Annotated in this window: 13 protein-coding genes and 2 pseudogenes; 7 read left to right on the plus strand and 8 right to left on the minus strand. The window is 64.9% G+C overall.

The features are described from left to right. Nucleotides 1-61: 61 nt before the first annotated feature. Entirely contained in the window at nt 62-1,015 is a 954-nt protein-coding gene (locus J5M67_RS06890) for a slipin family protein (RefSeq protein WP_207884576.1), read from the plus strand. On the opposite strand, the gene J5M67_RS06895 is transcribed toward J5M67_RS06890, so the two are convergent. Beyond that, the gene (locus J5M67_RS06895; protein ID WP_207884577.1) at nt 998-9,502 is read right to left on the minus strand and encodes a glucoamylase family protein; all 8,505 of its coding nucleotides are present in this window, start codon (nt 9,500-9,502) and stop codon (nt 998-1,000) included. The genes J5M67_RS06890 and J5M67_RS06895 overlap by 18 nt on opposite strands. 102 nt (nt 9,503-9,604) lie before the next feature. Continuing rightward, nucleotides 9,605-9,970, minus strand: a complete 366-nt coding sequence (locus tag J5M67_RS06900) for a hypothetical protein (RefSeq protein WP_207884578.1) — start codon at nt 9,968-9,970, stop codon at nt 9,605-9,607. A 298-nt stretch (nt 9,971-10,268) separates the two neighbouring features. Here J5M67_RS06900 and J5M67_RS06905 point away from each other — a divergent pair, with 298 nt between their 5' ends. Then, nucleotides 10,269-10,415 carry a lmo0937 family membrane protein gene (locus J5M67_RS06905; protein ID WP_207884579.1) on the plus strand — a complete coding sequence of 49 codons (147 nt, stop codon included), beginning with the start codon at nt 10,269-10,271 and terminating at the stop codon, nt 10,413-10,415. Between the two features lie 704 nt (nt 10,416-11,119). Here J5M67_RS06905 and J5M67_RS06910 read toward each other — a convergent pair. Further along, a complete protein-coding gene (locus tag J5M67_RS06910) occupies nt 11,120-11,812 on the minus strand; it encodes an MgtC/SapB family protein (protein WP_207884580.1) in 693 nt (230 codons plus the stop codon). 48 nt (nt 11,813-11,860) lie between these two features. Then, on the minus strand, nt 11,861-13,291 hold the full coding sequence (arcD, locus tag J5M67_RS06915; protein WP_207884581.1) for an arginine-ornithine antiporter: 1,431 nt from the start codon (nt 13,289-13,291) through the stop codon (nt 11,861-11,863). A gap of 381 nt (nt 13,292-13,672) precedes the next feature. Between arcD and J5M67_RS06920 the strand changes: the two genes are divergently transcribed. Together J5M67_RS06920 and J5M67_RS06925 are read left to right on the plus strand one after the other, a co-directional pair. Continuing rightward, nucleotides 13,673-14,755 carry an efflux RND transporter periplasmic adaptor subunit gene (locus J5M67_RS06920; protein WP_207884582.1) on the plus strand — a complete coding sequence of 361 codons (1,083 nt, stop codon included), beginning with the start codon at nt 13,673-13,675 and terminating at the stop codon, nt 14,753-14,755. Continuing rightward, nucleotides 14,755-17,808 carry an efflux RND transporter permease subunit gene (locus tag J5M67_RS06925; protein ID WP_207884583.1) on the plus strand — a complete coding sequence of 1,018 codons (3,054 nt, stop codon included), beginning with the start codon at nt 14,755-14,757 and terminating at the stop codon, nt 17,806-17,808. The genes J5M67_RS06920 and J5M67_RS06925 overlap by 1 nt, the downstream gene beginning before the upstream one ends. A gap of 423 nt (nt 17,809-18,231) precedes the next feature. Here J5M67_RS06925 and J5M67_RS06930 read toward each other — a convergent pair whose 3' ends face one another. Continuing rightward, nucleotides 18,232-18,993: a hypothetical protein gene (locus J5M67_RS06930; protein WP_207884584.1), complete on the minus strand. Its 762-nt coding sequence runs from the start codon at nt 18,991-18,993 to the stop codon at nt 18,232-18,234. 94 nt (nt 18,994-19,087) lie between these two features. After that, on the minus strand, nt 19,088-19,717 hold the full coding sequence (locus J5M67_RS29915) for a DUF4124 domain-containing protein (protein ID WP_368735925.1): 630 nt from the start codon (nt 19,715-19,717) through the stop codon (nt 19,088-19,090). 212 nt (nt 19,718-19,929) lie between these two features. Here J5M67_RS29915 and J5M67_RS06940 point away from each other — a divergent pair, with 212 nt between their 5' ends. Continuing rightward, nucleotides 19,930-20,289 carry a helix-turn-helix domain-containing protein gene (locus tag J5M67_RS06940; protein ID WP_207884586.1) on the plus strand — a complete coding sequence of 120 codons (360 nt, stop codon included), beginning with the start codon at nt 19,930-19,932 and terminating at the stop codon, nt 20,287-20,289. Nucleotides 20,290-20,333: 44 nt separating this feature from the next. On the opposite strand, the pseudogene J5M67_RS06945 reads toward J5M67_RS06940, so the two are convergent. Continuing rightward, nucleotides 20,334-21,374: pseudogene (locus J5M67_RS06945) on the minus strand (HEPN/Toprim-associated domain-containing protein); the annotation flags it as partial. After that, nucleotides 21,305-21,628 (minus strand): HEPN/Toprim-associated domain-containing protein, encoded by a 324-nt coding sequence (locus J5M67_RS29920; RefSeq protein ID WP_368735922.1) that lies wholly within the window; start codon nt 21,626-21,628, stop codon nt 21,305-21,307. The gene J5M67_RS29920 and the pseudogene J5M67_RS06945, both read right to left, overlap by 70 nt. 517 nt (nt 21,629-22,145) lie before the next feature. Between J5M67_RS29920 and J5M67_RS06955 the strand changes: the two genes are divergently transcribed. After that, complete coding sequence (locus tag J5M67_RS06955; protein WP_243434548.1) at nt 22,146-22,928, plus strand: hypothetical protein; 783 nt, start codon at nt 22,146-22,148, stop codon at nt 22,926-22,928. A gap of 100 nt (nt 22,929-23,028) precedes the next feature. Beyond that, nucleotides 23,029-23,654 (plus strand): annotated as a pseudogene (locus J5M67_RS06960) (START domain-containing protein). Nucleotides 23,655-23,709: the final 55 nt, after the last annotated feature.

Below are 23,709 nucleotides of genomic sequence, written 5' to 3' on the forward strand. Positions count from 1 at the left end.
CGAAGCCCCAGCGCGCAGCGTGAAGGACGAAGCGAAGTCCATCCACCGCCGGAGGTCCTCCATGAACCCCATCACTGCCTTCATCGTCGCCGTGCTCAGCGCCGTCGGCGCCCTGCTCATCTATGCCGGCCTGCTGGCCTGGGGCATCGTCCTGCTGCTCTGTGCGGCGGTGGTTTCGCAGACCCTGAAGATGGCCAACACCTGGCAGAAATTCGTCGTCCTGCGCGCCGGGAAGCTGCAAGGCGTGCGGGGACCGGGGCTGTTCGCGATCGTCCCGGTGCTGGACAACGTGGTCGCCGTGATCGACGAACGCATCCAGACCACGGCCTTCAACGCCGAGCAGGCGCTGACCCGCGACACCGTGCCGGTGAACGTCGACGCCATCATCTTCTGGCACGTACACGACGCGCAGAAAGCCGCCCTGGCGATCACCGACTATCGCCAGGCCATCGACCGCGTGGCGCAAACCTCGCTGCGCGAAATGATCGGCTCGTCGATGCTCGCCGCGCTGCTCTCCGACCGCCGCGCCTCCGACCAGCAGCTGTGCCGAGAGATCGGCGAAAAGACCCTGGAATGGGGCGTGACGGTCAGCTCGGTTGAAATCCGCGACGTGGCCATCCCGGTGGCGTTGCAGGACGCCATGTCGCGCCAGGCCCAGGCCGAACGCGAGAAGCAGGCGCGGATCATCCTCGGCTCGGCGGAGGCGGAAATCGCCGGGCGATTCGTCGAGGCGGCCAAGGTCTACGCCAGCCAACCCTCGGCCCTGCAACTGCGGGCGATGAACATCATCTACGAGACCACCAAGGAACGCGGCACCACCATCCTGATTCCCAGTTCGATGGTCGACAGCATGAACCCCGCCGCCGCCGTCGCCGTGTCTCTGGCGGCACAACCCGGCGTAGTCTATGCCGGTGCCAGGCCGGCGCACGAACGGGCCAAGGGCAACGGCCAGGCACTTGAAGAAACCAACCAGGCCGCTCGCCTCGAACCCACGCAGTCAAAGGAACAGCTGTAGACGGTGCTCGCCAGCCTGCAGGCGGACGCTCACCGTGCCTTCGTCGCAGGCCAGCGGCGCGTCGTCGAGCAGCGCCCGCTGCAGCCCCCGGCAGCGCTGCCCGGCGGACACCAGGACGATCTCGTAGCGACTCTCGCCCAGCCTCAGGCTGACCTCGAAGCCCGGCCAGTCGCGCGGGATGCAGGGGTCGATCAGCAGGTCCGCGCCCGCCCGGCGTAGGCCGAGGATGCCTTCCACGCCGGCCCGGTACATCCACCCGGCCGAGCCGGTGTACCAGGTCCAGCCGCCACGACCGACGTGCGGCGCGACCGAGTAGACGTCGGCGGCGATCACATAGGGCTCGACCTTGTAGCGCTGCACCTCTTCCGGCGTGCGCGCATGGTTGACCGGGTTGAGCAGGGAGAACAGCGCGGCAGCCTTGTCGCCTTCGCCCAGTCGGGTCAGCGCGAGGATGCTCCACATCGCCGCGTGGCTGTATTGCCCGCCGTTCTCGCGCATGCCCGGCGGGTAGCCCTTGATGTAGCCCGGGTCATGCGGCGTGTGCTCGAAGGGCGGGGTGAACAGCAGCGCCAGGCCGCCCTCTTCGCGACGGATCAGCCAGTGCTCCAGCGAGTCCATGGCGATGGCCGCGCGCACCGGTTCGGCGCCGCCGGAGAGCACCGACCAGGATTGCGCGATGGCGTCGATCCGGCACTCCTCGCTGGCCGCCGAGCCGAGCCAGCTGCCGTCGTCGAAGGTCGCTCGGCGATACCACTGGCCGTCCCAGGCGCTCCGTTCCAAGGCCTGGCGCAGCGCCTCGGCGCGGGCCCGCCAGTGCGTGGCGCGCGTGTCGTCGCGGCCGTCGGCCAGGGGCGCGAAGCGCTCCAGGGTGTGCAGCAGCAGCCAGCCGAGCCAGACGCTTTCACCCTGCCCGCCGGCGCCGACGCGGTTCATGCCGTCGTTCCAGTCGCCGCTGCCGATCAGCGGCAGGCCGTGCACGCCGGAGAGTTCCAGGCTCTGGTCGAGGCCTCGGGCGCAGTGCTCGAACAACGAGGCGCGCGCCTCCGCCGGCAGCGGCTGGAAGAACGCATCGCTCTCGCCCGGATGAAGTTGCGGTCCTTCGATGAACGCCACGATCTCGTCCAGCACGCCGACGTCCGCCGACGACTCGATGTAGCTGGCGCAGGCATAGGCCAGCCAGACGCGGTCGTCGGAGATTCGCGTGCGCACGCCCTGCCCGGTCTGCGGCAGCCACCAATGCTGCACGTCACCCTCGACGAACTGGCGGCCGGCGACGCGCAGCAGATGGCGGCGGGTCTCGGCGGGACAGGCGAAGGACAGCGCCAGGCAATCCTGCAGCTGGTCGCGGAAGCCATAGGCGCCGCTGGACTGGTAGAACGCCGAGCGTGCGCAGATGCGGCAGGCCAGGGTCTGGTAGAGCAGCCAGCCGTTGAGCAGCAGGTCCATGGCGCGATCCGGCGTGCGCACCTGCACGGCGCCGAGCAGCGTATCCCAGTGCTGCTTCACCCTGGCCAGCAGCGCATCGAGGTCGGCCGTGCGGTATCGCTCCACCAGCTCCCGCGCCGCATCGGCCGAGACCGCCTGGCCGAGCAGCGCCAGCACCTCGACCGACTCGCCGGCGGCCAGTTCGACCACGCACTGCAGCGCCGCGCACGGGTCGAGGCCGGCGCCGCAAGCCCCGGACAGGGGCGTACCCGCCGACAGCGCCTGGGGCGCCGCCACACTGCCCGTATAGCCGAGGAACTCGCGGCGATCGGCGCTCCAGGTGCTCTGCCGGCCACCGAGGTCGGCGAATGCCACCGGCTCGGCGAAAGCGATGCTCCACGGGTTGCGCGCCAGCAGCGCGCCGCTGTCGGCATCCACTTCGGTCTGGATGAAGGGCGCCGATGCGCCTCTGGAGGTTCCCAGGACCCACTCCACGTATGCCGTGACCGAGAGGCGGCGTGCGCGTCCGGAGGCGTTGCGCAGGGTCAGACGGGAAATCTTCAGCGGATCGTCCAGCGGCACGTACTGCAGCAGCTCCGTCTCGATGCCGTGCGCGGCGTGGCTGAAGCGGCTGTAGCCAAAACCATGGGTGCAGCGGTACACGCCGCTGTCGCGGATCGGTTGGGCGGTCGGGCTCCACAGCGCGCGGCTGTCTTCGTCGCGGATGTAGAAGGCCTCGCCGGGCGGGTCGACGACCGGGTCGTTGGACCAGGGGCTGAGCTGGTTGTCGCGACTGTTGCCGGCCCAGGTGTAACCGCTGCCCTGCGCCGAAACCTGGAAGCCGAACTGCGGGTTGGCGATCACGTTGATCCAGGGCGCCGGGGTGTTGCGCTCGCCCTCCAGGCTGATCCGGTATTGCGCGCCGCCAGGCTCGAAACCGCCCAGGCCGTTGAAGAACTCCAGGCCCTCGCCGCTCTCGGCGGCCGGCGCCGGCCATAGCGGCGCAAGCGCCTGCGCGTGCCGGTTCGGCAGCGGGCGACGCGGCCCCTGCAGCAACCGGCCGAGCTGGGCGGCGATCGAACCATGCCGGGCCAGCAGACTGACCCGCGCCACCGCGTGCAGCAGCTCGCGCGCCTCCAGGGTCATCAGGTCGGCGCGCAGCGTATGCACCCCGCCGCAGGGCGACTGCCCGGGGCCATGCGGACGCACCTGGCAACTGCGCACCGAAGTCTCGATGGCCACCTGCAGGTCCTGTACGTAGGACGAAGACCGCTCGTTGACGATGACCAGGTCGACGTCCAGGCCCTTCATCCGCCAGTACTCGCAAGCCCGCAGCAGCTGCCGGACCAGGACCAGGTCCTCGACCTCGTCGATGCGCAGCAGGACGATCGGCAGGTCGCCGGAAATCGCCAGCGGCCACAACCCCGACTGGCGCCCGGCGCCCCGGCGGATGGCCTCGGGCGGTGCGCGGAAACGCGCATCGGCATACAGGATGGGGGCGGCCAGGCGCTGGAAGTCCGCGGCTTCCTCGGGGTCGATGCCGAGGTCGCGCAGCTGCACCTGGGCCTGGGTCCAGGCCAGGGTCTTGGCGCGCTCGAAGGCGTTGCGCTCGTGGTGCTGGTCGATCAGGTCGAGCAGCGCCTCGCGCGAGCTGGCCACCAGGGTCCAGAAGGCCACCCGCGCGACCTTGCCGGGCGCCACCCGCACGCGCTGGCGCAGCGAGAAGATCGGGTCGAGGACACTGCCCTGGCTGTTCTCCAGCGGCTGGTGGGCGACCAGCGCGTGCGCCTCGCGCAGGCTGCGGCCACGGCCGAGGAAGCGGGCGCGGTCGGACTCGTACTGCGGCGCGGCGATCACCTCGCCCTCGACCACAGTGAAATGCGCCGCCCACACCGGCGTCTCGTCCGGCGAGCGCGGGCGACGGGTGGCGACCAGGGCGCCGAATTCGGCAAGGTATTCGGTCTGCACGAACATCCGCGAGAACACTGGATGGGCGCTGTCGGCAGCGGGCGTGGCGAGCACCACCTCGGCATAGGAGGTCAGCTCGATCTCCCGCGCCCGCCGTCCATGGTTGGTTAGCGACACCCGCCGCACCTCGCCGTCGTCCTCGCCGGAGACCAGCACTTCCAGGCTGGTCGCAAGCGCGGCGTCACGCTGGATGAACTCGGCGTGGTCCTCGTCGAACAGCACCTCGCCGTTCTCCACCGGCTGACCGCTGGGCTGCAGGGTCGGCGACCAGGCCTGACCGCTCTGCATGTCGCGCAGGAAAATGAAGCTGCCCCAGTCGTCGCAGGTGGCGTCCTCGCGCCAGCGGGTCACGGCGATATCGCCCCAGCGGCTGTAGCCGCCGCCGCTGGCGGTGAGCATCAGCGCGTAGCGGCCGTTGGAGAGCAGATGGGTGATCGGCGGGCCGCCGCGCGTGGCGTCGATGCGGCGCAGCGTCGAGGCCTCCTCGGCGCCCTCGCTGGCCGCCACCTTGACCTCCTCGGCACGCGGATGCCCCAGCGCCACATCGCGCGGCACGCGCTCCTGCAGCAGCAGTTCGCTGGCCTGGATCATCGGCTCGCGGTGCAGCCGGCAGCGCATGCGCCCGCCCTGCAGGGTATTGGCGATGGCGACGATGCTCATGCCCTGGTGGTGGGCCATGAAGCTGTACACGATGGCCATCCGCTCGTCTTCCTGCAGGCGCGAGCGGGTGAAGTCCAGCGCCTCGTAGAAGCCGTAGCGGCCCAGCGCGCCCAGTTGCGCCAGGCGATCGAAATTGCGTTGCGCCGCCTGCGGATCGACCATCGTCGCCAGCGCGGTGGCATAGGGCGCGATCACCACGTTCTCGGCCAGCCCGCGCTTGAGGCCGAGCCCGGGCACGCCGAAGTTCGAATACTGGTAGGTGAACTCCAGGTCGCGGGCGTTATAGGCAGACTCCGAAATCCCCCAGGGAATGCCGAGCGCGGTGCCATACGCCTCCTGCCGCGCCACCGCCAGACGCGTGCTCTGCTCCAGCAGGCTGCCGGCCGGCGCGCGCATGACCAGCGACGGCATCAGGTATTCGAACATCGAACCGGACCAGGAAATCAGCGCCGAGCCGCCGGCCACCGGAGTCGCCGTGCGCCCCAGGCGGAACCAGTGGCGGGTCGGCAGATCGCCCTTGGCGATGGCGAACAGGCTGGCCAAGCGCGCCTCGGAGGCCAGCAGGTCGTAGCAGCTGGGGTCCAGGCGGTTGTCGGCCAGGCTGTAGCCGATCGACAGCAGCTTGCGCTCCTGGTTGAGCAGGAAGCCGAAGTCCATTTCCAGCGCCAGCCGGCGCGCCGTGTCGGCCACCGTCTGCAGGCGCTGCGCCAGGCATTGCGCCTGCCCGGGCTGGCGGTCGCGGTGGTGCTCGGCCAACGCCTTGCGCAGCGCCTCGATCCAGAACAGCAGGTCGCCGGCAGTACCCTGGTCGTCGGCGGGCACCAGGCTGGCGGCGGCCCTGGCGGCCTTCTCGGCCAGGCGCCCGAGGCTCGGCAACAGCGCATCGAGCGCCTGCGGCCCGCTCAGGGCAACGTGGATCTCCTCCAGCTCGGCCTTCAGCTTGCGCAACGCCTCGCCACCGACCAGGTCCGGCCCGTCGATGATTTCCAGCGCCAGTTGCAGGTCGTCCAGCAGCCCCTGGCGCGCCGCTTCGACCCGCGGGTTGTCGCGCCATTGCTCGCAGGCGTTGGCGAGCACGATCAGGTGCCCGGCGAGGTTGCCGCTGTCCACCGACGACAGGTACATCGGCTCCAGCGGTCGCAGGTCGCGAGTGCCGTACCAGTTGTAGAAGTGCCCATGGCTGCGCGGCAGTTTTTCCAGCACCGCCAGGGTGCCTTCCAGGCGCTCCAGCGTCTCGCCGCCGCCGGCCCAGCCGAAGTCCCGCGCGGCCACCGCCGAGAGCAGGTAGAGGCCGATGTTGGTCGGCGAGGTGCGATGCGCCAGCTGCGGCTTGGGTTGTTCCTGGAAGTTGTCCGGCGGCAGCAGGTTGTCCGCCGGGGTGACGAAAGTCTCGAAGAACCGCCAGGTGCGCCGGGCCGTCAGGCGCAGGGCGTCGACATCCGCCGCCGAGAGCTCCAGCCGGCGGGCCGGCCGCGCGGGCCGGCTGCTGCGCAGGGCGATGACCGGCGCGCCCAGCCAGAGCAGCGTCAGCGGCAGGATCAGCGGCCAGTTCGCCGGCGCCAGGAGCAGCCCGGCCACCCCCGCCAGCAGCGCCAGCGCGGTGCCGCCGGCCATCAGCCGGTAGCTGCCGAGCCAGCCCGGCAGCGGCCGGCTGGAGGATTGCGCGGCGGTGGTCCACTCCAGTAGATGCCGGTGGCTGACGTACAGCCGCCACAGGGTGCGAAGGATGGCGTCACCCATGCTCCACGCCTGGTTCGCCAGGAACGCAACGGACATCAGCACCTGCAGCGCGGCGCGGCAGAAGTCGCCGCCGAGCATGGCGAAGTGGCTGCGCAGGCGGATGCTGCGTTGCGGGGGTGGCAGCGCGCAGAGGATCGGCAGCACCGGCGGGATCGCCAGGGTGGCCAGCACCAGTACGCTGGCGAGCAGCGCCAGGGGCAGCGGCAGCCACCAGCACAGCAGCAGACTGGCCAGGGTGAAGGGCGCGATCAGCGAGCGGCGCAGGTTGTCGAGCATCTTGCAGCGGCCGACCAGGGGCACCGCGCGCGGGCCCGCCCAGTGCCCGAGCATCCAGGGCAGCAGCTGCCAGTCGCCACGGGTCCAGCGGTGCGTGCGCTTGGTCGCGACGTCGAAGCGCGACGGCGATTCCTCCACCACCTCGACGTCCGAGGCCAGCCCGGCGCGGGCGAAGATGCCCTCGAAGAGGTCGTGGCTGAGCAGGCAATTGTCGGCGACGCGGCCGTCCAGCGCGGCCTCGAAGGCATCCACGTCGTAGATGCCCTTGCCGGTGAAAGAGCCTTCGCCGAACAGGTCCTGGTAGACGTCCGAAACCGCCGCCGCATAGGGGTCCATGCCGGCCGGGCCGGAGAATATCCGCAGGTATAGCGAACCCTCGCCGCCCATCGGCAGCGACGGTGTCACCCGTGGCTGGAGCACCGCATGGCCGTTGACCACGCGCTGACGCAGCGGGTCGAAGTGCGGCCGGTTCAGCGGGTGGGCCATCTTGCCGATCAGGCGCAGGGCCGCCTCCCGTGGCAGGCGGGTATCGGCGTCGAGGGTGATGACCAGGCGCACGTCCGCCGGCACCCGTGGCGGCTGCCCGGCGACCGCCACGAAGCTGGTGTCGCTGGCACCGCGCAGCAGGCGGTTGAGCTCCTGCAGCTTGCCGCGCTTGCGCTCCCAGCCCATCCAGCAGCCCTCGGCGGCATTGAAGCGGCGCTGCCGGTAGAGCAGGAAGAAACGCTGGCCGCCGGGGCCCGGGCCGTAGCGCTGGTTCAGGCGCTCGATCGCCTCGGCCGCCAGCGCGAGCAGCGGCGCATCGCTGCCCATGACTTCCTGCGGCGCATCAGCGCCATCGAGCAACAGGACGAAGGCCAGGTCGCCGCCGATGCCCGCCAGGTGGTGCACTTCCAGCCGCTCGACCTGTTCCTGCAGGTCCGCCTCGCTGCTCAGCAGGGTCGGCACCGCGACCAGCGTGCGCAGCTCGGTCGGGACGCCGTCCAGCAGCTCAAGCGCCGGCAGGGTGATGGCGCCCGTGCTCCAGGTGACCAGGCGATTGATCAGCGCCGTGGCCACTTCGGTGATCGGTACGGAGAGGCACAGCAGGAACGCCAGCATCCAGCCCCAGGGCAGCGCCGGCCGCGCCAAGGCCAGGTAGACCGAGGCCAGCAGCACAGCGCCGAGCAGGAGGATGGCGCCGATGTAGCCGCCGATGCCCAGGCGCACGTTGAAGCGGCTCAGGCTCAGGCGCAGCGGCGCGCGGAAGGCGATGACGCGCTCCAGCGCCGGACGCCCCTCCGCGATCAGGTGGTAGCCGGGATCACTGAAGCGCGAGACGTCGACCCCGGACTGTGCGCTGCTCGCCGCTACATGGGTGACATCCAGCACGCGCTCGACGACCTGCAGCTCACTCAGCGCAGAACCGCGCGCCAGCTGCTCGATGGCGGTGCGGTAGAGGTTGCGGGTGGGAAAATCCATGCTGGCGAAGGCGCTACCGGCACGCAGCCGCGCATCCACCAGACTGACGCTTTCGAACCACTTCGCCCAGTCGACGGCAGAAATCAGCCGCATGCTGGTGATCACATTGCGCACCGTGACGTTCGAGGCGCCCTGGCGTTGCTGCGCGTGCTGCACCACTTCGTCGATCGCCACGCCCTGGGCTTTGAGGCGCTCCTCCAGCCAGCCGAGTGCGGGGGTGGTGCGCGGGTCCTGGTCGCGCAGGCGCTTGGCCAGTTGCGCCGCGAACAGCTCGGACAGCGGGCCCGACGGGCGTGCTGCGATGTCGGCCTCCAAAGCGGAGCGTGCCTGTCCGGGAACCAGCAGCCTGTCGGCAAGTGCGTCGGCGTCGGCGCGAGCGGCGCGGCCGCTGCCGATCTGCTCGGCGAGGCGGCGCAAGTTCTCCAACAGCACGATGCGCAGGGTGATCGCCACCGCCCAGAGCTCGCCGATGGTCAGCGGCTGGACGTGCTGGTAGGCGCAGATGAAGACGCGCAACTGGTCGAGATCGACGTGGCTGTCGGTATGCGCGACAAAGGCCCAAGCCACTCCGAGGACCCTCGGGTAGCCGGCGAACGGCCCTGCGGCCAGCTTGGGCAATTGCCGGTAGTAACCCGGCGGCAGGTCATCGCGGACTTCGCGGATCTGCTCCTCGACTATGTGGTAGTTATCCAGCAGCCATTCGGCCGCCGGCACCACCTCGTGGCCGTGTTCCAGTTCCGCGGCGCTGGCCCGGTAGGCCGCCAGCAGGACCGCGGCGTTGTCGCTCAGGCGCACATGCAGCGGCAACACCCGCGGCGGCCGGTCGGTTACCTGCTGGGCAAGGGCCAGGCTCTGCGCGTGCTGTTCGAGCCGTTCGATGCCGAACAGCTCCTCGCGCACGGGCGCCAGGCTGTCCCAGGGGGGAAGCGAGCGGCTGCGGCGGAAGATCGAAATCACGAGCTGCGCTCCCTACGCTTGCGCGCCTGTCGGCACGCGCAAGGTCCGATCCGGTAGTCCAGGGTGGCGCAGGCTCGGTACATGACTGCCACGCGCGCCAACTCAGGACGGGTCCCGGTGGAACAGTTTGCTCGCCATCCGGCTAGCTTCTTCGCGCGTCATGGAATAGCGCTTCTGCACGGCACACAGGGCCTGCCGCACCTGGCCAACCCGCGGGAAGCGCGCACGTCCGGCGACCTTGCTCCACGCCAGCCTCACGGCATCGACACGCTGCCGCCATTGGGTGAGCCGCCTGGACTCCTCAGGGCGCGGGGGCGGCTTGGCGATGCCCGCGGCAGCCAGGTCGAAGGGCGACTGGCCGGCGGTTGCGCCAGGGGTCGGATCGTCCCTCTGCGCCCCGGATGCCTTGGGTGCAGGCAGGGGCTCTGTGGTTTCCCGACGCGGGCCGCTGTCGATGGGATCGTTCATGTGGACCTCGGGATCGAGCCGGCGACAAACCCGATTGCCCGTCGTCGGCCCGCCCAAGATGGCAGCCCTCCCAGGCTGCGTCGGTGCGTTGCCGCACTTATGCCCAGGCGAAGGGTTGGCCGGCAGGAGTCTTGGTAAGGTCGGCACCGGGCAATGCCATCAGGCGCTCGGCGAGCCCGCCCTCCTCCAGGCGCGGATAGCCAATAGCCCTGGGTGCGATGCCGCACAGACCCCCTCCCCGGCCAGGTGCAACCTGTAGCTAGGCAAACAACCAACGCAACGAAGCAGGAGGCTCCCAATGTTCGAAGCACTCATCATCACGCTGCTCACCCTCTGGGCCGTGGGCCTCGTCACCGCGTTCTACATGGGCGGGCTCATCCACCTGTTGCCGCTCCTGGCAGTCGGCCTGGTGGTCTATCGATTCAGGCGAAATGCCACGGTCTGACAGTCCGAATCGAAGATGGCCGAGGCGCTTCCAGACGCAATCCATACTTCGGAATCCGAACTTCACCGATCAAGAAGTCCCCGCCCGCCGAACCACCGCTCGGGCTAGCACAATGTTGCCCGCATGGCACAGCACCAACACCCCAATCTACGAGTCGCATAAGACCACGATGAGGTCCACTTCGGTGAGGCGTTGCTGACAATTGTCCTGCATCGGCGCCAGTATTCTGTCGATCCTTGCGATTCAAGGCGAGTAGGCGTCGTTGCCCGAGCGGGAATTGAACCCAGTTCATCAAGATCTGGCCCGTCGAATGGCTTTCACAGATTGCAAGAGACCGTCTGACTCGGCGAGTAAAGGAAGCTCATCCGACCTTCAGTGGCCGTTTCAGATCGATAGAAACCGATGACCATGGTTCGTCCTTAGCAAACGAACCATGGTCACCACGGCCAGAAGCAGGCTGCCGCATCAGGCAGCTTCCGGCCAGAAGCGGACATTGACGCCCTTTCTAAAGGGTCAGGTGGCCTGTTCATAGACCCTGGCAGCCAGCGGGCGCCACGCCGACGTTCGCCCAGGCCACGGCAGCCAGAGAGCGGCGCCGTAGCGCATGAACAGCACAGGGCAGATGGCGAAAGCCGGCGACTAGCATCATCTCCCGGGGTCGCTCGCGAGGAGAGACGGTGCGCATGTATTTCATACAGCTGTGCTCATTGCGGCCCGTCGCTGAGCGACCAACTGGCTGCCGATACGTACGGCGCCAGAGCCAGCTCGCCCACCAGGGACTCAAGCAGGCTGTCCTTGTCGCTGGGGGCAAATACCAGCGCCGCCACTTCCACGTCGCCGCCGGTCTTGCGCGCGTGGCTTTCCAGGCTCTGCAGGGCTAGTCCGTTGGAGCTCAGACGGCGTAGCAGCGTAGAGCGCACCAGCGCTTCTTGATGTGCTTCGGTGACGGCCTGCACCATGTAGCAGCGCTCGCTGCTGGGCTCAAGGTGGGCATAGCGCTGAATCCAGCGGGTCACCGAGGGCAGGGTGAGGTTGCAGAACACGATCAACAGGGTGGCGACCAGCGCCGCCGCGAGGAATCCTGCGCCTGCCAGCACGCCCACCGCACCGGTGCACCAGACCGTGGCGGCGGTACTCAGGCCTCGCACGCTAAGGCCGTCGCGCATGATGACACCGGCGCCGAGGAAACCGATGCCGGTTACTACTTGAGCAGACATACGCACCACCTGGTCCTCCGCGCCCATTAGGAAGGGCAGCGTGGCGAAGGTAGCTGCGCCGAGCGCGACCAGAGCGTGAGTGGCGACGCCAGTGAAACGCTGGCGCCACTGGCGCTCCATACCTATCAGGGCTCCAAAGCAGAGCGCCGCGAAGAGGTCAATGACAATTTCGAAGGACATGCCTTTGCGCTCCGCGCCAGGCTCGCGCCGGCGCTCGAGAAAGGAAACTCAGAGGCTCAATTGGCCGGCATACAGGCCGTAGCCGGCGGCCAGGGTTGCGGCCACCAAAATGGCAAAGATCACCCATTCCGCTCTGCTAAAAACCCTTTCGCTGCGCTCGCGCTTCGCCATGACGAACAGCACCGCGCCCGGGGTGTAGAGCACCGCCGACAGGAGCAGGTGGTCCATGCCCCCCGCGTACACGAGCCACAGGCTGTAGAACAAGGCGATGGCTCCGATTACCAGGTCCTTGCGGCGTTCGCGCAGCAGCCCCTCATAGCTTTCCCCGCGCAGGCACAGCAGCACGGCATAGCCTGCGGAAAACAGGTAGGGCAACAGCGCCATGGAGGCGGCCAAGTACACCAGACTGGTATAGGTGCTGGCGGCAAACAGAGTGACCACCAGGAACGCCTGAACCGCGACGTTGCTCATCCACAGCGCGTTCACCGGCACATCCTTGTCATCCTCACGGGCGAGGAATTTCGGCAGGGTATGGTCACAAGCGGCGGCAAACATGATTTCCGCGCTCAGCAGGATCCACGCCAGCAGCGCACCAAACAGTGAGACGACCAACCCTGCGATGATCAGCACCGCGCCCCAGTGGCCAACCACGTGTTCAAGCACGTAAGCCATGGACGGGTTGGGCAAGCCGGCCAGTTGCGCTTGGTTCATCAGCCCCATCGACAGCACATTGACCAGCACCAGCAGCGCCAACACCGAGATGAACCCGAGCACCGTGGCGGTGCCCACGTCGGAGCGCTTCTTCGCGTGAGCGGAATAAAGGTTGGCACCTTCGATGCCGATGAACACCCACACGGTGATCAGCATCATGTTGCGTACCTGGCTCATCACGCTGTCGAAATCGACGTAGCCATGGCCCCAGAAGTCGGCGGTGAACAGATCCATGTCGAACGCCACCAGGCCAACCAGGATGAACAGCACGATGGGAACCACCTTGGCGACTGTGGTGACCTGGTTGATGAAGGCGGCCTGCTTGATGCCGCGCAGGATCAGGAAATGCAGGCTCCACAACAGCAGAGACGAGCATGCGAAGGCTATGACCGTGTTGCCCTCGCCAAACACCGGGAAGAAGTAGCCCAGCGCGCTGAAGATCAGCACGAAGTAGCTGACATTGCCGAGCATGGAACTGATCCAGTAACCCCAGGCCGAGTTGAAGCCGACGTAATCGCCGAAACCGGCTTTGGCATAGGCGTAGACGCCAGCATTCAGCTCCGGCTTGCGCTTGGACAGGCTCTGGAAGACAAAGGCGAGCATCAACATGCCGACGCCGCTGATGACCCAGCCGATCATCACCGCGCCAGGGCTGGCGCTTTGGGCGACGCTTTGTGGCAGCGAGAAGATGCCACCACCGATCATTGAGCCCACTACGAGCGCAGTGAGGGCAGCCAGTCCGAGTTTCTGATTGGGCGATGCAGACATTTCCCCGCCTCCTGAATAGTTAGGACTCGAATAGTGTCGAATCCACCCGGAGGCTCTTGGGTGACATGAATCAGTAGTCAGCTAATGGTTTCTGAACCCGCCCTGAACGAAACACTTCGCCAGATCAAATAAACTTCATCGTCCCAATCAGCAGTTCAAGCGTCCACTCAGGGTTAGTTGCTGCCTTTAGCTGATGGCAACCATGCGGCACCGGCTCAATCAAGATCTGACGATCCAATTCCTATATTCAATTTCTGAACGATTCCTGTACCGTCGCTGAACTTTCCTAGGGCCGCCCGGCGGCCCTTGATACATGTCAGGCGAATTCCTACGGGTGGCGCGCAGCCTTGGCGCATCCCACTCGATGACGAGGAATCTTCCGTGAAAATCCCCGCCTGTCTTCTGCTCGCCAGCCTGCAGGTCGGTTGCGGCCCGACTCCCTCGGCGCCCGTCAACAGCGTGCGCCCGGTGAAGCTGTACAGCGTGCCCGCCGCGGCCGCCGAGGGTGTGCGTCAGTTCCCTGGCCAACTGGTGGCCTCGGATGAAGTCGACCTGTCCTTCCGTCTCGCTGGGCATCTCAAGACCCTGGCGGTGAAGACCGGCCAGCGGGTGGAGCGCGGCCAGCTCATAGCAGAACTGGATGACGCCGACCTACGACTGCGCCTGCGTGACCGCGAAGCCACCTTCAACTTGGCCCGCGCCCAGTACCAGCGCGTCGCCACGCTCAACGAGCGGCAACTGGTGGCGCGCGCCGAACTAGACCAGCGCAAGGCCCAGTTGGACTCCGCCGAGGCCGCGCTGAAGCTGGCCCGCCAGGAACTCGGTTATGCTCGCCTGACCGCGCCATTCGACGGCGTCATCGCCCAACTACCGGTGCAGAACCACCAAATGCTGCAACCCAAGCAGCCGGTGGCCATCCTGCAGTCCGCCGATACCTATGACGTGCAGTTCCAGCTGCCGGAAAGCCTGCTGGAGCGGGTCGACGCAGCCAGCCTGCGCAGCGACCACCGGCCCATCGTGCGCCTGGCCCGCGTGCCTGGTCACGACTTCCCCGCGCAATACAAGGAGCACAGCACCCGCCCCGATCCGGCGACCCTGAGCTACACCGTCACCCTGGCCCTGCAGCGACCAAAGGACGTCACCCTGCTGCCGGGCATGAGCGCCACCGTCGAGGTGGACTTCGCCCAGCTCGGCCGCGGCGCCCAGACCAGCCTGCGCATCCCGGTGGAAGCAGTGTTCAGCGCTGACGACGGCGCGCCGGGCGAGAGCCAGGTGTGGGTGGTGAAAAGTGCTGGCGATGCGCTGCACGTCGAGCGCCGCGCGGTGCAGCTCGGCCAGCCGGGCGCCGCAGGTATCCAGATTCTCTCCGGGCTGGAGCCGGGTGAGCGGATAGTCGCCGCCGGCACCGCCGAGCTTCGCGAAGGCCAGCACGTGCGCCCATGGCAACGCGAACGGGGGCTGTGATGGATATCAGCGGCCACTTTATCCAGAACAAGGTCAGCAGCTGGATCGTCATCCTCCTGCTGGCCCTAGGCGGCCTCTACGCGATCCTCGAGATCGGCCGCCTGGAAGACCCGGCTTTCACCGTGAAGACCGCCGTGGTCGCCACCCGCTATGCCGGCGCCTCGCCGCAACAGGTCGAGGAAGAGGTCACCTACCCGCTGGAAAACGCCATCCAGCAGTTGGCCTACGTCGATAAGCTCACCTCGATTTCCAGCGCCGGGCTGTCGCAGATCACCGTCAACGTGAAGCCGCAGTATCGCGCCGGCGAGCTGCCGCAGATCTGGGACGAGCTGCGGCGCAAGGTTAACGACCTCGCCCCGCACCTGCCGCCAGGCGTTTCGCCGCCGCAGGTGAACGATGATTTCGGCGACGTCTATGGCATCCTCCTGTCGCTGTCCGGCGACGGCTACAGCTACCAGGAACTGCGCGATTACGCCGACTACCTGCGCCGCGAACTGGTGCTGGTGCCGGGCGTGAGCAAGGTGGTGGTCTCCGGACTGCAGGCCGAGCAGGTGCAGGTGGAGGTCTCGCGGGAGAAGATGAACGCCATGGGCGTGCCGCTGCAGCGTCTGGCGGACCTGCTGAACCGGCAGAATGTAGTGTCCGACGCGGGCAGCCTGCGGGTCGGCAGCGAGAGCATCCGCCTGCACCCGACCGGCGAGTTCGCCGAGGTCGGCGAGCTGGAGCGCCTGCTGGTCAGCGCGCCGGGCAGCGCCCAGCTGATCCGCCTGGGCGACATCGCCACGGTGCGGCGCGGCTTCACCGACACACCCAGCCACCTCTGGCGTGCCGATGGCAAGCCGGCGCTGGCGCTGGGCATCGCCTTCGCCCCGCAGGTGAACGTGGTGAAAGTCGGTGACGCGGTGCACCTGCGTCTTGACCAGCTGGAAAGCGAACGCCCGGCCGGTATGCAACTGACGCCCTTCTATGACCAGGCCGTGGAAGTGCACGGCGCGGTCAACGGCTTCCTGCTCAGCTTCGTCACCGCGCTGGCCATCGTCGTCGGCACCCTGCTGGTGTTCATGGGCCTGCGCAGCGGGCTGGTGATCGCCGGGGTGCTGGCGCTCAACGTGCTGGGCAGCCTACTGCTGATGTACCTGCTGGGCATCGAGCTGCAGCGCATCAGCCTCGGCGCGCTGATCATTTCCCTGTGCATGCTGGTGGACAACGCCATCGTCGTCGTCGAGGGCGTGCTGGTCGGGCGCCTGCGCGGCCAGAGCATCGACGCCTCGATCCGCCACATCGTCCGCCTCACTGCCCTGCCCCTGCTCGGCGCCACGGTGATTGCGGTGCTGGCCTTCGCCCCCATCGGCCTGTCCTCAGACTCCACCGGCGAATACTGCCGCTCGCTGTTCGACGTGCTGCTGGTGTCGCTGCTGCTCAGCTGGATCACCGCGATGACCCTGGCGCCGCTGTTTGCCCGCTGGGCCTTCGAAAAGATGCCGGTGAAGACCGACAGCGCCGAGCCGCACCAGGGCTGGCTGTACCGCGCCTACCGCGGCCTGCTGGAAGCCTGCCTGCGCCAGCGCGCACTGACCCTCGGCGTGCTCGCGGTGGCGCTGGCCGCCTCGTTGCTGGGCTTCTCCCAGGTGCGGCAGAACTTCTTCCCGCCGGCCAACACGCCGATGTTTTTTGTCGACCTGTGGCTGCCCCAAGGCACCGCCATCGAGCACGCCCGCGACCTCGCCGCCGAGATCGACCGGCACATCACCGCCCTCCCTGGCGTGGAGCGCACGGTGACCAGCATCGGTCAGGGCGCGCCGCGCTTCATCCTCACCTACGGCGCCGAGCGCCAGCATGCCAACTACGCCCAGGTGCTGGTGCGTACCGAGAACCGCGCGCAGATTCCGGGGCTGATCGCAGGCCTGCAGCATTACCTCGACGAGAACTACCCGCAGGTGCAGACGGGGCTGAAGCGCCTGATGTTCGGCCCCTCCAACGGCAGCGCCATCGAAGTGCGCCTGACCGGCCCGGACCCGCAGGAGCTGCGCCGCCTCGGCGCGCAGGTGGGCGACATTCTCGCCGCCGACCCGGTGGCCACCGGCGTCAGCCACGACTGGCAAGCCCGCGCGCTGCTGGTCAGGCCGCAGTTCAACGAGGCCCGCGGCCGTGAGCTGGGCATCGACAAGCGCGACCTCGACAACCTGCTGCGCATGAGCTTCAGCGGCCTGAGTGTAGGCATCTATCGCGACGGCACCCAGCAGATGCCCATCGTCGTGCGCGAACGCGATGTGGACGCCGGGCAGATCAATGACCTGATGCTGTGGAGCCCGGTCAGCCAGCGCTACCTGCCCATCGAGCAGGTGGTCGGCGGTTTCGACAGCGTCTGGGAGGACCCGCTGATCCTGCGCGAGGACCGCAAGCGCACGCTGACGGTGATGGCCGACGTCGCCCCGCAGAGCGGCGAGACCTCCTCGCAACTGCTGCATCGGGTGCGCCCGCAGATCGAGGCGCTGACCCTGCCGCCGGGCTACAAGCTGGCCTGGGGCGGCGACGTGGAAAGCTCCGGCGACGCCCGCAACGGCGTGCTCGGCAGCCTGCCCATGGCCTTCCTGGCGATGTTCATCATCACCGTGCTGATGTTCTCCTCCCCGCGCAAGGCGCTGCTGATCTGGCTGACCGTGCCGCTGGCGATGATCGGGGTGACGCTGGGCTTCCTGCTCACCGGCATCCCCTTCGGCTTCATGGCCCTGCTGGGGCTGCTGAGCCTGTCCGGCATGCTGGTACGCAACGGCATCGTGCTGCTGGAGGAAGTCGACAATCTTGCCGAAAGCGGCCAGCCGCCCCGAGAGGCGCTGGTGAACGCTGCCTGCGCGCGCCTGCGGCCGATCTGCCTGACCGCGCTGACCACCATCCTCGGCCTGGCTCCGCTGCTGCTGGACGCCTTCTTCCAGAGCATGTCGGTGGTGATCATGTTCGGCCTAGGCTTCGCCACGCTGCTGACTCTGATCGTGCTGCCGGTGCTGTATGCCAGCGCGTATCGCCTTCGCAGATTCGAGGCGAGTCTCCGCTGACATGTAGAAAATTGAAGCAGCAGCTATTGCCTCATGTCCGCTATGGGTCGTTCTCTGCCGGTCATGGCCACTCGTGTGATGGTCAGATCCGATGCAAATGCTTGGTCAAGTCGAATGCAATCAGGTGGGCGAGTAAGTGCAATTGCGCAGTAAGCACTAGTCGCAGTGCAAAACGTTAACTTTTGTCAACCAGAGGGAACCGCTGGACACCCATCTTGGCTATCTTGCCTACTCCTCAAAGTCGGAGGACAGACAGGCGCAGGACTGCGCGATTTCGGCGTAGCTGGTTTCCTCGATCTTAGAGTACCAATGGAAGGCCAAGGGACTATCTACGAGTTGGTCAAAGGCGTAATAGCCGAATAGTTCAGGGGAGTTATTGAATCGCTCCGCGATTTCTATGCCCTCTGATCGTTTCTTGTACCACTACTTTCCGTAATTGGGCTCACCGAACGGATTGGATTGCCGCTGGTTTTTATATGCAGTGAACATCTCAATCACTTCTTGAGTGGTTCCCTCTGACGCGATGCGCTGGTAAGCCGGATACCTCGTCATCCAAGCCCTGAAGTCCGCGCTGGCAAATATCGCATCTGCATCCGGGTGGGCAGCGTAGATTCGGTTAAGGTGCTCATCGACCGCAGCATCAACTGCTGGTTTGGAGTCAGTAGAGACTTGCGGAGCAGCACTTGGGGCGGATGCTTGGGGGGGGATTCTGGGCTGCTCAGCTGCGGATTGCTGCGCTTGGTAGAGCTCCCTCGGCTCTTGAGAACGCCTAGTGTAATTCTGGTACTCCGGTATCGCCACTGCGAGCATGGCCCCAAAAAGGATCACAGCCAGGACAATTTTCCCCTCCCACCTCGGTAACACCGATGCCGGTACGTCTTGCTGATGGCGGATTCTGCGTCTCGCCCTGAAAGTGCCAACACCCGCGCCAATCACTGCCCACCACACGCCACGCTGAAAAAGAGTAAGCACGAGTTGCTTGGTATCTGTATCACGCCCATCCATTCGCCCCAGCAATCCATCCAGAAAAGCGGCCCCCTGGGCTACAAGAATGCTTCCGAAGATCCAGGCAACCATAACGGCCAAAGTGAAGCCAGCAGCGGCGCGCCTATAGCTGGACTTATAAGCGCCCACCCTGTAGGCGACCACATATGCCATCCCAAGAATCAGCAGAAACGCGAGCATTGTTGGCATCTCCATATGGAATTACGAGAGCAATACGCGCACGCGCGCGAGAGACGGGCCTCAGGAGGGAACTCCAAGGCCCTAACGGGAACGCTCATGGGCAGCTAAAATTTCCGTTTATGCGCTGGCAAGCCGGCCCTCCATTGGAGGGGAAATACGTCTCCCCGGCCCCCTTGTTGTATCTAACCCCATTGCTATCCCAGCAACCGGCAGGATCGCAGTTGGTCATCACTGGCGGGCCTGCTGGAGCAGGCGGTGCCGACGCCGAAGCACCTTGGCTTTCTGCCGGAAGCGCAACTGATACTCCTGCACACAACTGAGCCACAGCAGCAAGCTGACTAGCTGTCAGCCCTCGCGAGCCGGGGTAGGACGTTGAGGCCTGTTTGCACCGCCTTGTGTGCTCGCGCTGAGCATCGTTGCTCTCTCCAACGACCGTAACGCGAGGCGCACTCTGAACGGGGTCCACTGAGGTGCGGTACCGCTCAGGCTCTACTGCGTGCTGTCGGTATTGAGAGCCATCAATGCTATTGGCTGCACGAATACTGACAGCAGATGCGTCGTCGCTCGTGTTGCAACCGCGATCAGAGAAGGTGGTTTTTCCGGTGGCGGAATCAACGCATTTGAAGACCTGAGCTGGCGCCTGAAGCGACCACGTAAGGCCAAGCAACAGGGCTCCGGCGCACACAACGCTTTTGGACACATCCATTTGAGGGCATCTCCACATGGAGTTACGGGACCAACACGCGCGCGCGCGAGCCTCCCCTTGAGCAATGCACCCCTTCCAAGGGAAGGGTGTCGCAACACCTACCAGCGCAACACTGTCTGAGCCTTCCAGAAATAGCAGCTCCGCATCAATTTGACACCATGTCAAAATAAAAAGGCAAATTGACACACTGGTTTTGTCTCAGCGGCAAGAGAGACAAACAATTCAGCCCCATGCATATCGGGCAGATCATCTACGCGCTACGCCGCGAAAAAGGGCTAACCCAGGAAGCTCTGGCACTGGCAGCAGAGACAGCTACCAGCAACCTGTCGCGCATCGAAAAAGGCCAGCGCCGCCCTTCAGGGGCGCTACTGGAACGGCTTGCGTCAGCACTGGAAACCAGTGTGACTGCAATCTACGCGAGCCTTGAAGGTGTGCAGGAAGGGGATACCCGAAACACCAACGAGCCAGTGCATGCCACCGACTTCTCACGTGACGTGATCCAGCTACGCCAGTGTTTTCGCGAATTGTCCCCAGAGAACAAACGCCTGACGCTTGAGTTTGTTCAAATGCTGAGGCGACTCCAACAATGACCCCCATACTTCCACATGCATGTGGAATCTCGTTGAAGGGGGGCTCACTCCTCGTCCTCAAGCAAACCGTCTTTGACCTGCTGATCTATGTACTGGACAGTGAAGTCGACCAGATCAAGAAGCTGAGCAACGTCTGCTAGCGCGATGTCGACTGGCTGTCCCTTGGTCGTCTTACCGTTGCGATGAATAACGTCATGCCGAATATCCACAGCGTTAATAAGGTCCTTCATTTTTTCCGTGGGAAACTCGGTATCCAGCACCGACTTGAAGAGAGCTTTGATTTTCTGAATATTGTGAAAGCTCATCTGATCGACAACTTTCACGATTTCTTCGTTAAGAGCCTCTATTCTTCGAAAAGTCTCTTGAACAGCGATCTTCTCTTTGAAGGCACCATTAGACTGAACGAAGCGTCTTCTTATGGCATCTCGGTTGATGACTTGCTTCTTGAAGGTGTCAGAGAGGTAGGTTTCCATAGCCGTAATGACGTTGGCATAAAGGAGTCTTGCCAACGTTTTGTTTTCTTCGGCTACAGGTAGTAAGGATCGCGTGTCGTTTAACGAGGTAGCGAAGACTTCGTAGAAGGTCGTGAAGTCCTTGTGATATTCGATCAGGTCTTCAAACGAGTCGGTCCAGCCGCCGTTAATGAGGTCGGTGACGTCAAGAACACACTCCACGTCGGGCGGCATCACCTCCAAACACGCCACAACCATGCTCTCTATTGTTTTGCATGGAAATCCTGTGTCGTGAAGTGCTGGAAAGTTATCGTCAGCCCCATCCATGCCCACCAACAGACTCTGTACCGGGTTCAGATCACCGCTCTGAAGATCCTCCCAAGCCCATGAGGGAATACAGCGGTCGATCATCGTCTTCAGCGCCGCAAGCCACTCATCAAGACTGGAGTGCGCCCTCAGCAAAGCAAGGCGTGGCACATAGTCTTTGGCCAACTCCTCGTCCCAAGCCAAAAGTTCTTCAAGATATCTGAGCCGCTCGGAAATGCATTGATTGAACTCGGCCTCTAACGTACGGCGATTGAAACCTGCAAGCTCCAACCTGCGACGCATCGTCGACGCGGAGCAGGCATAGACATAATCAGTCTCCTCACATCCTCTTCGTCAGGCCCAAAACTCCAGAGCATTGGATTCCGCTGGGATGCCATCCGCTTGCGGAGCTCTCTGTCTGCCTTCCTGAAGTAGAACCTGCCGTAATAGTTCTTTGTAGATTGAATCGGATAACCGCCAATCGTGATGAACGCGTAGCTCCCCATCGACTGACCTCGCTCGTGGTCTTCAATTAAACATCTGCTGCAAGGGAACCATTTCCCAATGCACGGTGAGAGCATGGCATCCAGCCACCATTCGGAATGGAATGACCATCCAACGATGCTTAATCGAAATAGTTACTATGCCCAGGCCCGGCAGCCGGCATGTCGTGGATAGAGGCTATGTCCGCTACCACGCAAGCGAAAAATGTGGGGACAAGTGTGGGTACGAAACCAATATTTTATTTAAAATCATTAAAAATCAATTAGTTATAATTAAAATGCGCCGGCCACAAGCCGGCTTTTTTAATGCCTGCGATTTACCCATTTCCCGCCCCGCAGTCGGTGAACGCTCCCAGCGTCGCCTTCGAGCCCATCGGTATTTTCCATTGCCCAGCACTCAAATGCGGGCCTCTAAGCGATGCCCCCGGTTCGGGACGAACACCTTGCGATGACAGGCAAGTCTTTACCAAACTGCCCCCAGCTGGATAATGGCCATTCGCCATCCACTATGCCACCCGGTGCTGTGGCGCCCCGATATCGAACTTTGCCGCAAGGGAACCTGGACAGGACCCGAAGAATGGAAAAGGAGCCCATCATGACGCAGCAGAATCTACCTCTCCCCACCGCACCGTCCACCACGCCGGCCCTAGCCCCGACCAGCAAGGTCGCCTCGCTGGTCGCACGCGTCATGACGGGGCTGGGCGTCGTCCTCGGCCTGATGTGGGCACTGATCACCTACGTGGTGCCTGACCCCAGCGTTTTTGGGTTCAGTTTCATCAACTGGAAGAATGTTGTGCTGCTGGTGAGCACGTTCACCTTTCTGGGTGCCCTGTCCATCAGCTGGCAAATGCGCAACCTGCCGGCCATGCTGCGCGGATCAATGCAGTTCCTGCTGATTACAGGACTGTCAGCAATCTTCTTCATCCTAGGGACCGAGTACGCCAAGCCTTCTTTCGAGTTCGCCAAGGTGCAATCAAAGATCGTAGAAAACGAGGGCGCCAACCTGCTCGGTAAGCGCATGGAAGTGTTGGATAACGTGCGGGTAGAACTGTCGGGCTGCGAGAACATTGGCCGTCTGCCAACCTGCACTTTCGAGTTGACGAACCTGGATGTCGATAGGAACTTCCGCTTCGATGGGGCTACTCGCCTCTTCGATGAGACCGGAGGCCCGCTGCAGCCCGCCAACATCCGGATCGGCCAAGTCGAGGATTATTATGGGTTGCAGTTCCAATTGGTTCGCAATGTCCCCACCCGCGTCACGCTGACGTTCCAACATGCAAACGACAAACTGACCCGCACTCCCGCTATAAAACTGGTGTTCAGCAACCGGGACGGCGAAACCCAGACACTGAAGTTTACCGAGGTCGCCCTGCAGTAGTCGTTCATAGCGCAGCCCCCGCGCCAGACCGCTCGCCGGCCAATGTGCCGTTGCCACCCAGAGCGCCTAAGATCGGGCTAATCCCCTAGGAAGCGCCGCCATGAAGCTCCCGTTGCTGTTTATTGCCCTGCTGCTAAGTGCCCCGGCCATCGTCCAGGCCCAGGCGGAGCACTGGCAACTGGCGAAGGAAGAGAATGGCATCCGTGTCTACCTGAGCGACGTGCCAGGTTCGCAGTACAAGAGCTTCCGCGGCGTGACACGGGTGAAGGCGACGTCGCCACCCTCGGGCACTTGCAGGAGAACTTGCGCGTTTCCTGTGCCTGGCTCTATGCCTGCGCACAGATGCGTCTGCTCAAGTACAGCGACCAGGCAATTTGGGTCTACCTCGACACCAAACTCCCCTGGCCCGCCGCGCCCCGTGACCTGGTGCTGCAAGTCACCACCGAGGAAACCCCGGACGGCGGCATGATCCGCCACCTCCAGGCGGCGCCGGACTACATTCCGCCGGTGAAAGGCCGCATCCGCGTGCCGGTACTGTCCGGCACCTGGCGAATGGTCCCCAAGGGCCCGAAGCTCACCGAAGTCACTTACCAGATGCGCGCCGAACCCGGCGGCAGCGTGCCGTCCTGGCTGGCGAACCAGTTCGTGGTGGATGCACCGTTCGAGTCATTACGGATGCTGAAGGTGGTGGCGGAGCACCAGGGGATCAGGGAGGGCGGGTACTAGAAATCACCACTGCCCCGCTGGCATTTCCCCCATCGAACTCAGCAAGACGTCAGGG

The organism is Pseudomonas sp. 30_B, assembly GCF_017491605.1.
Classification (GTDB): domain Bacteria; phylum Pseudomonadota; class Gammaproteobacteria; order Pseudomonadales; family Pseudomonadaceae; genus Pseudomonas.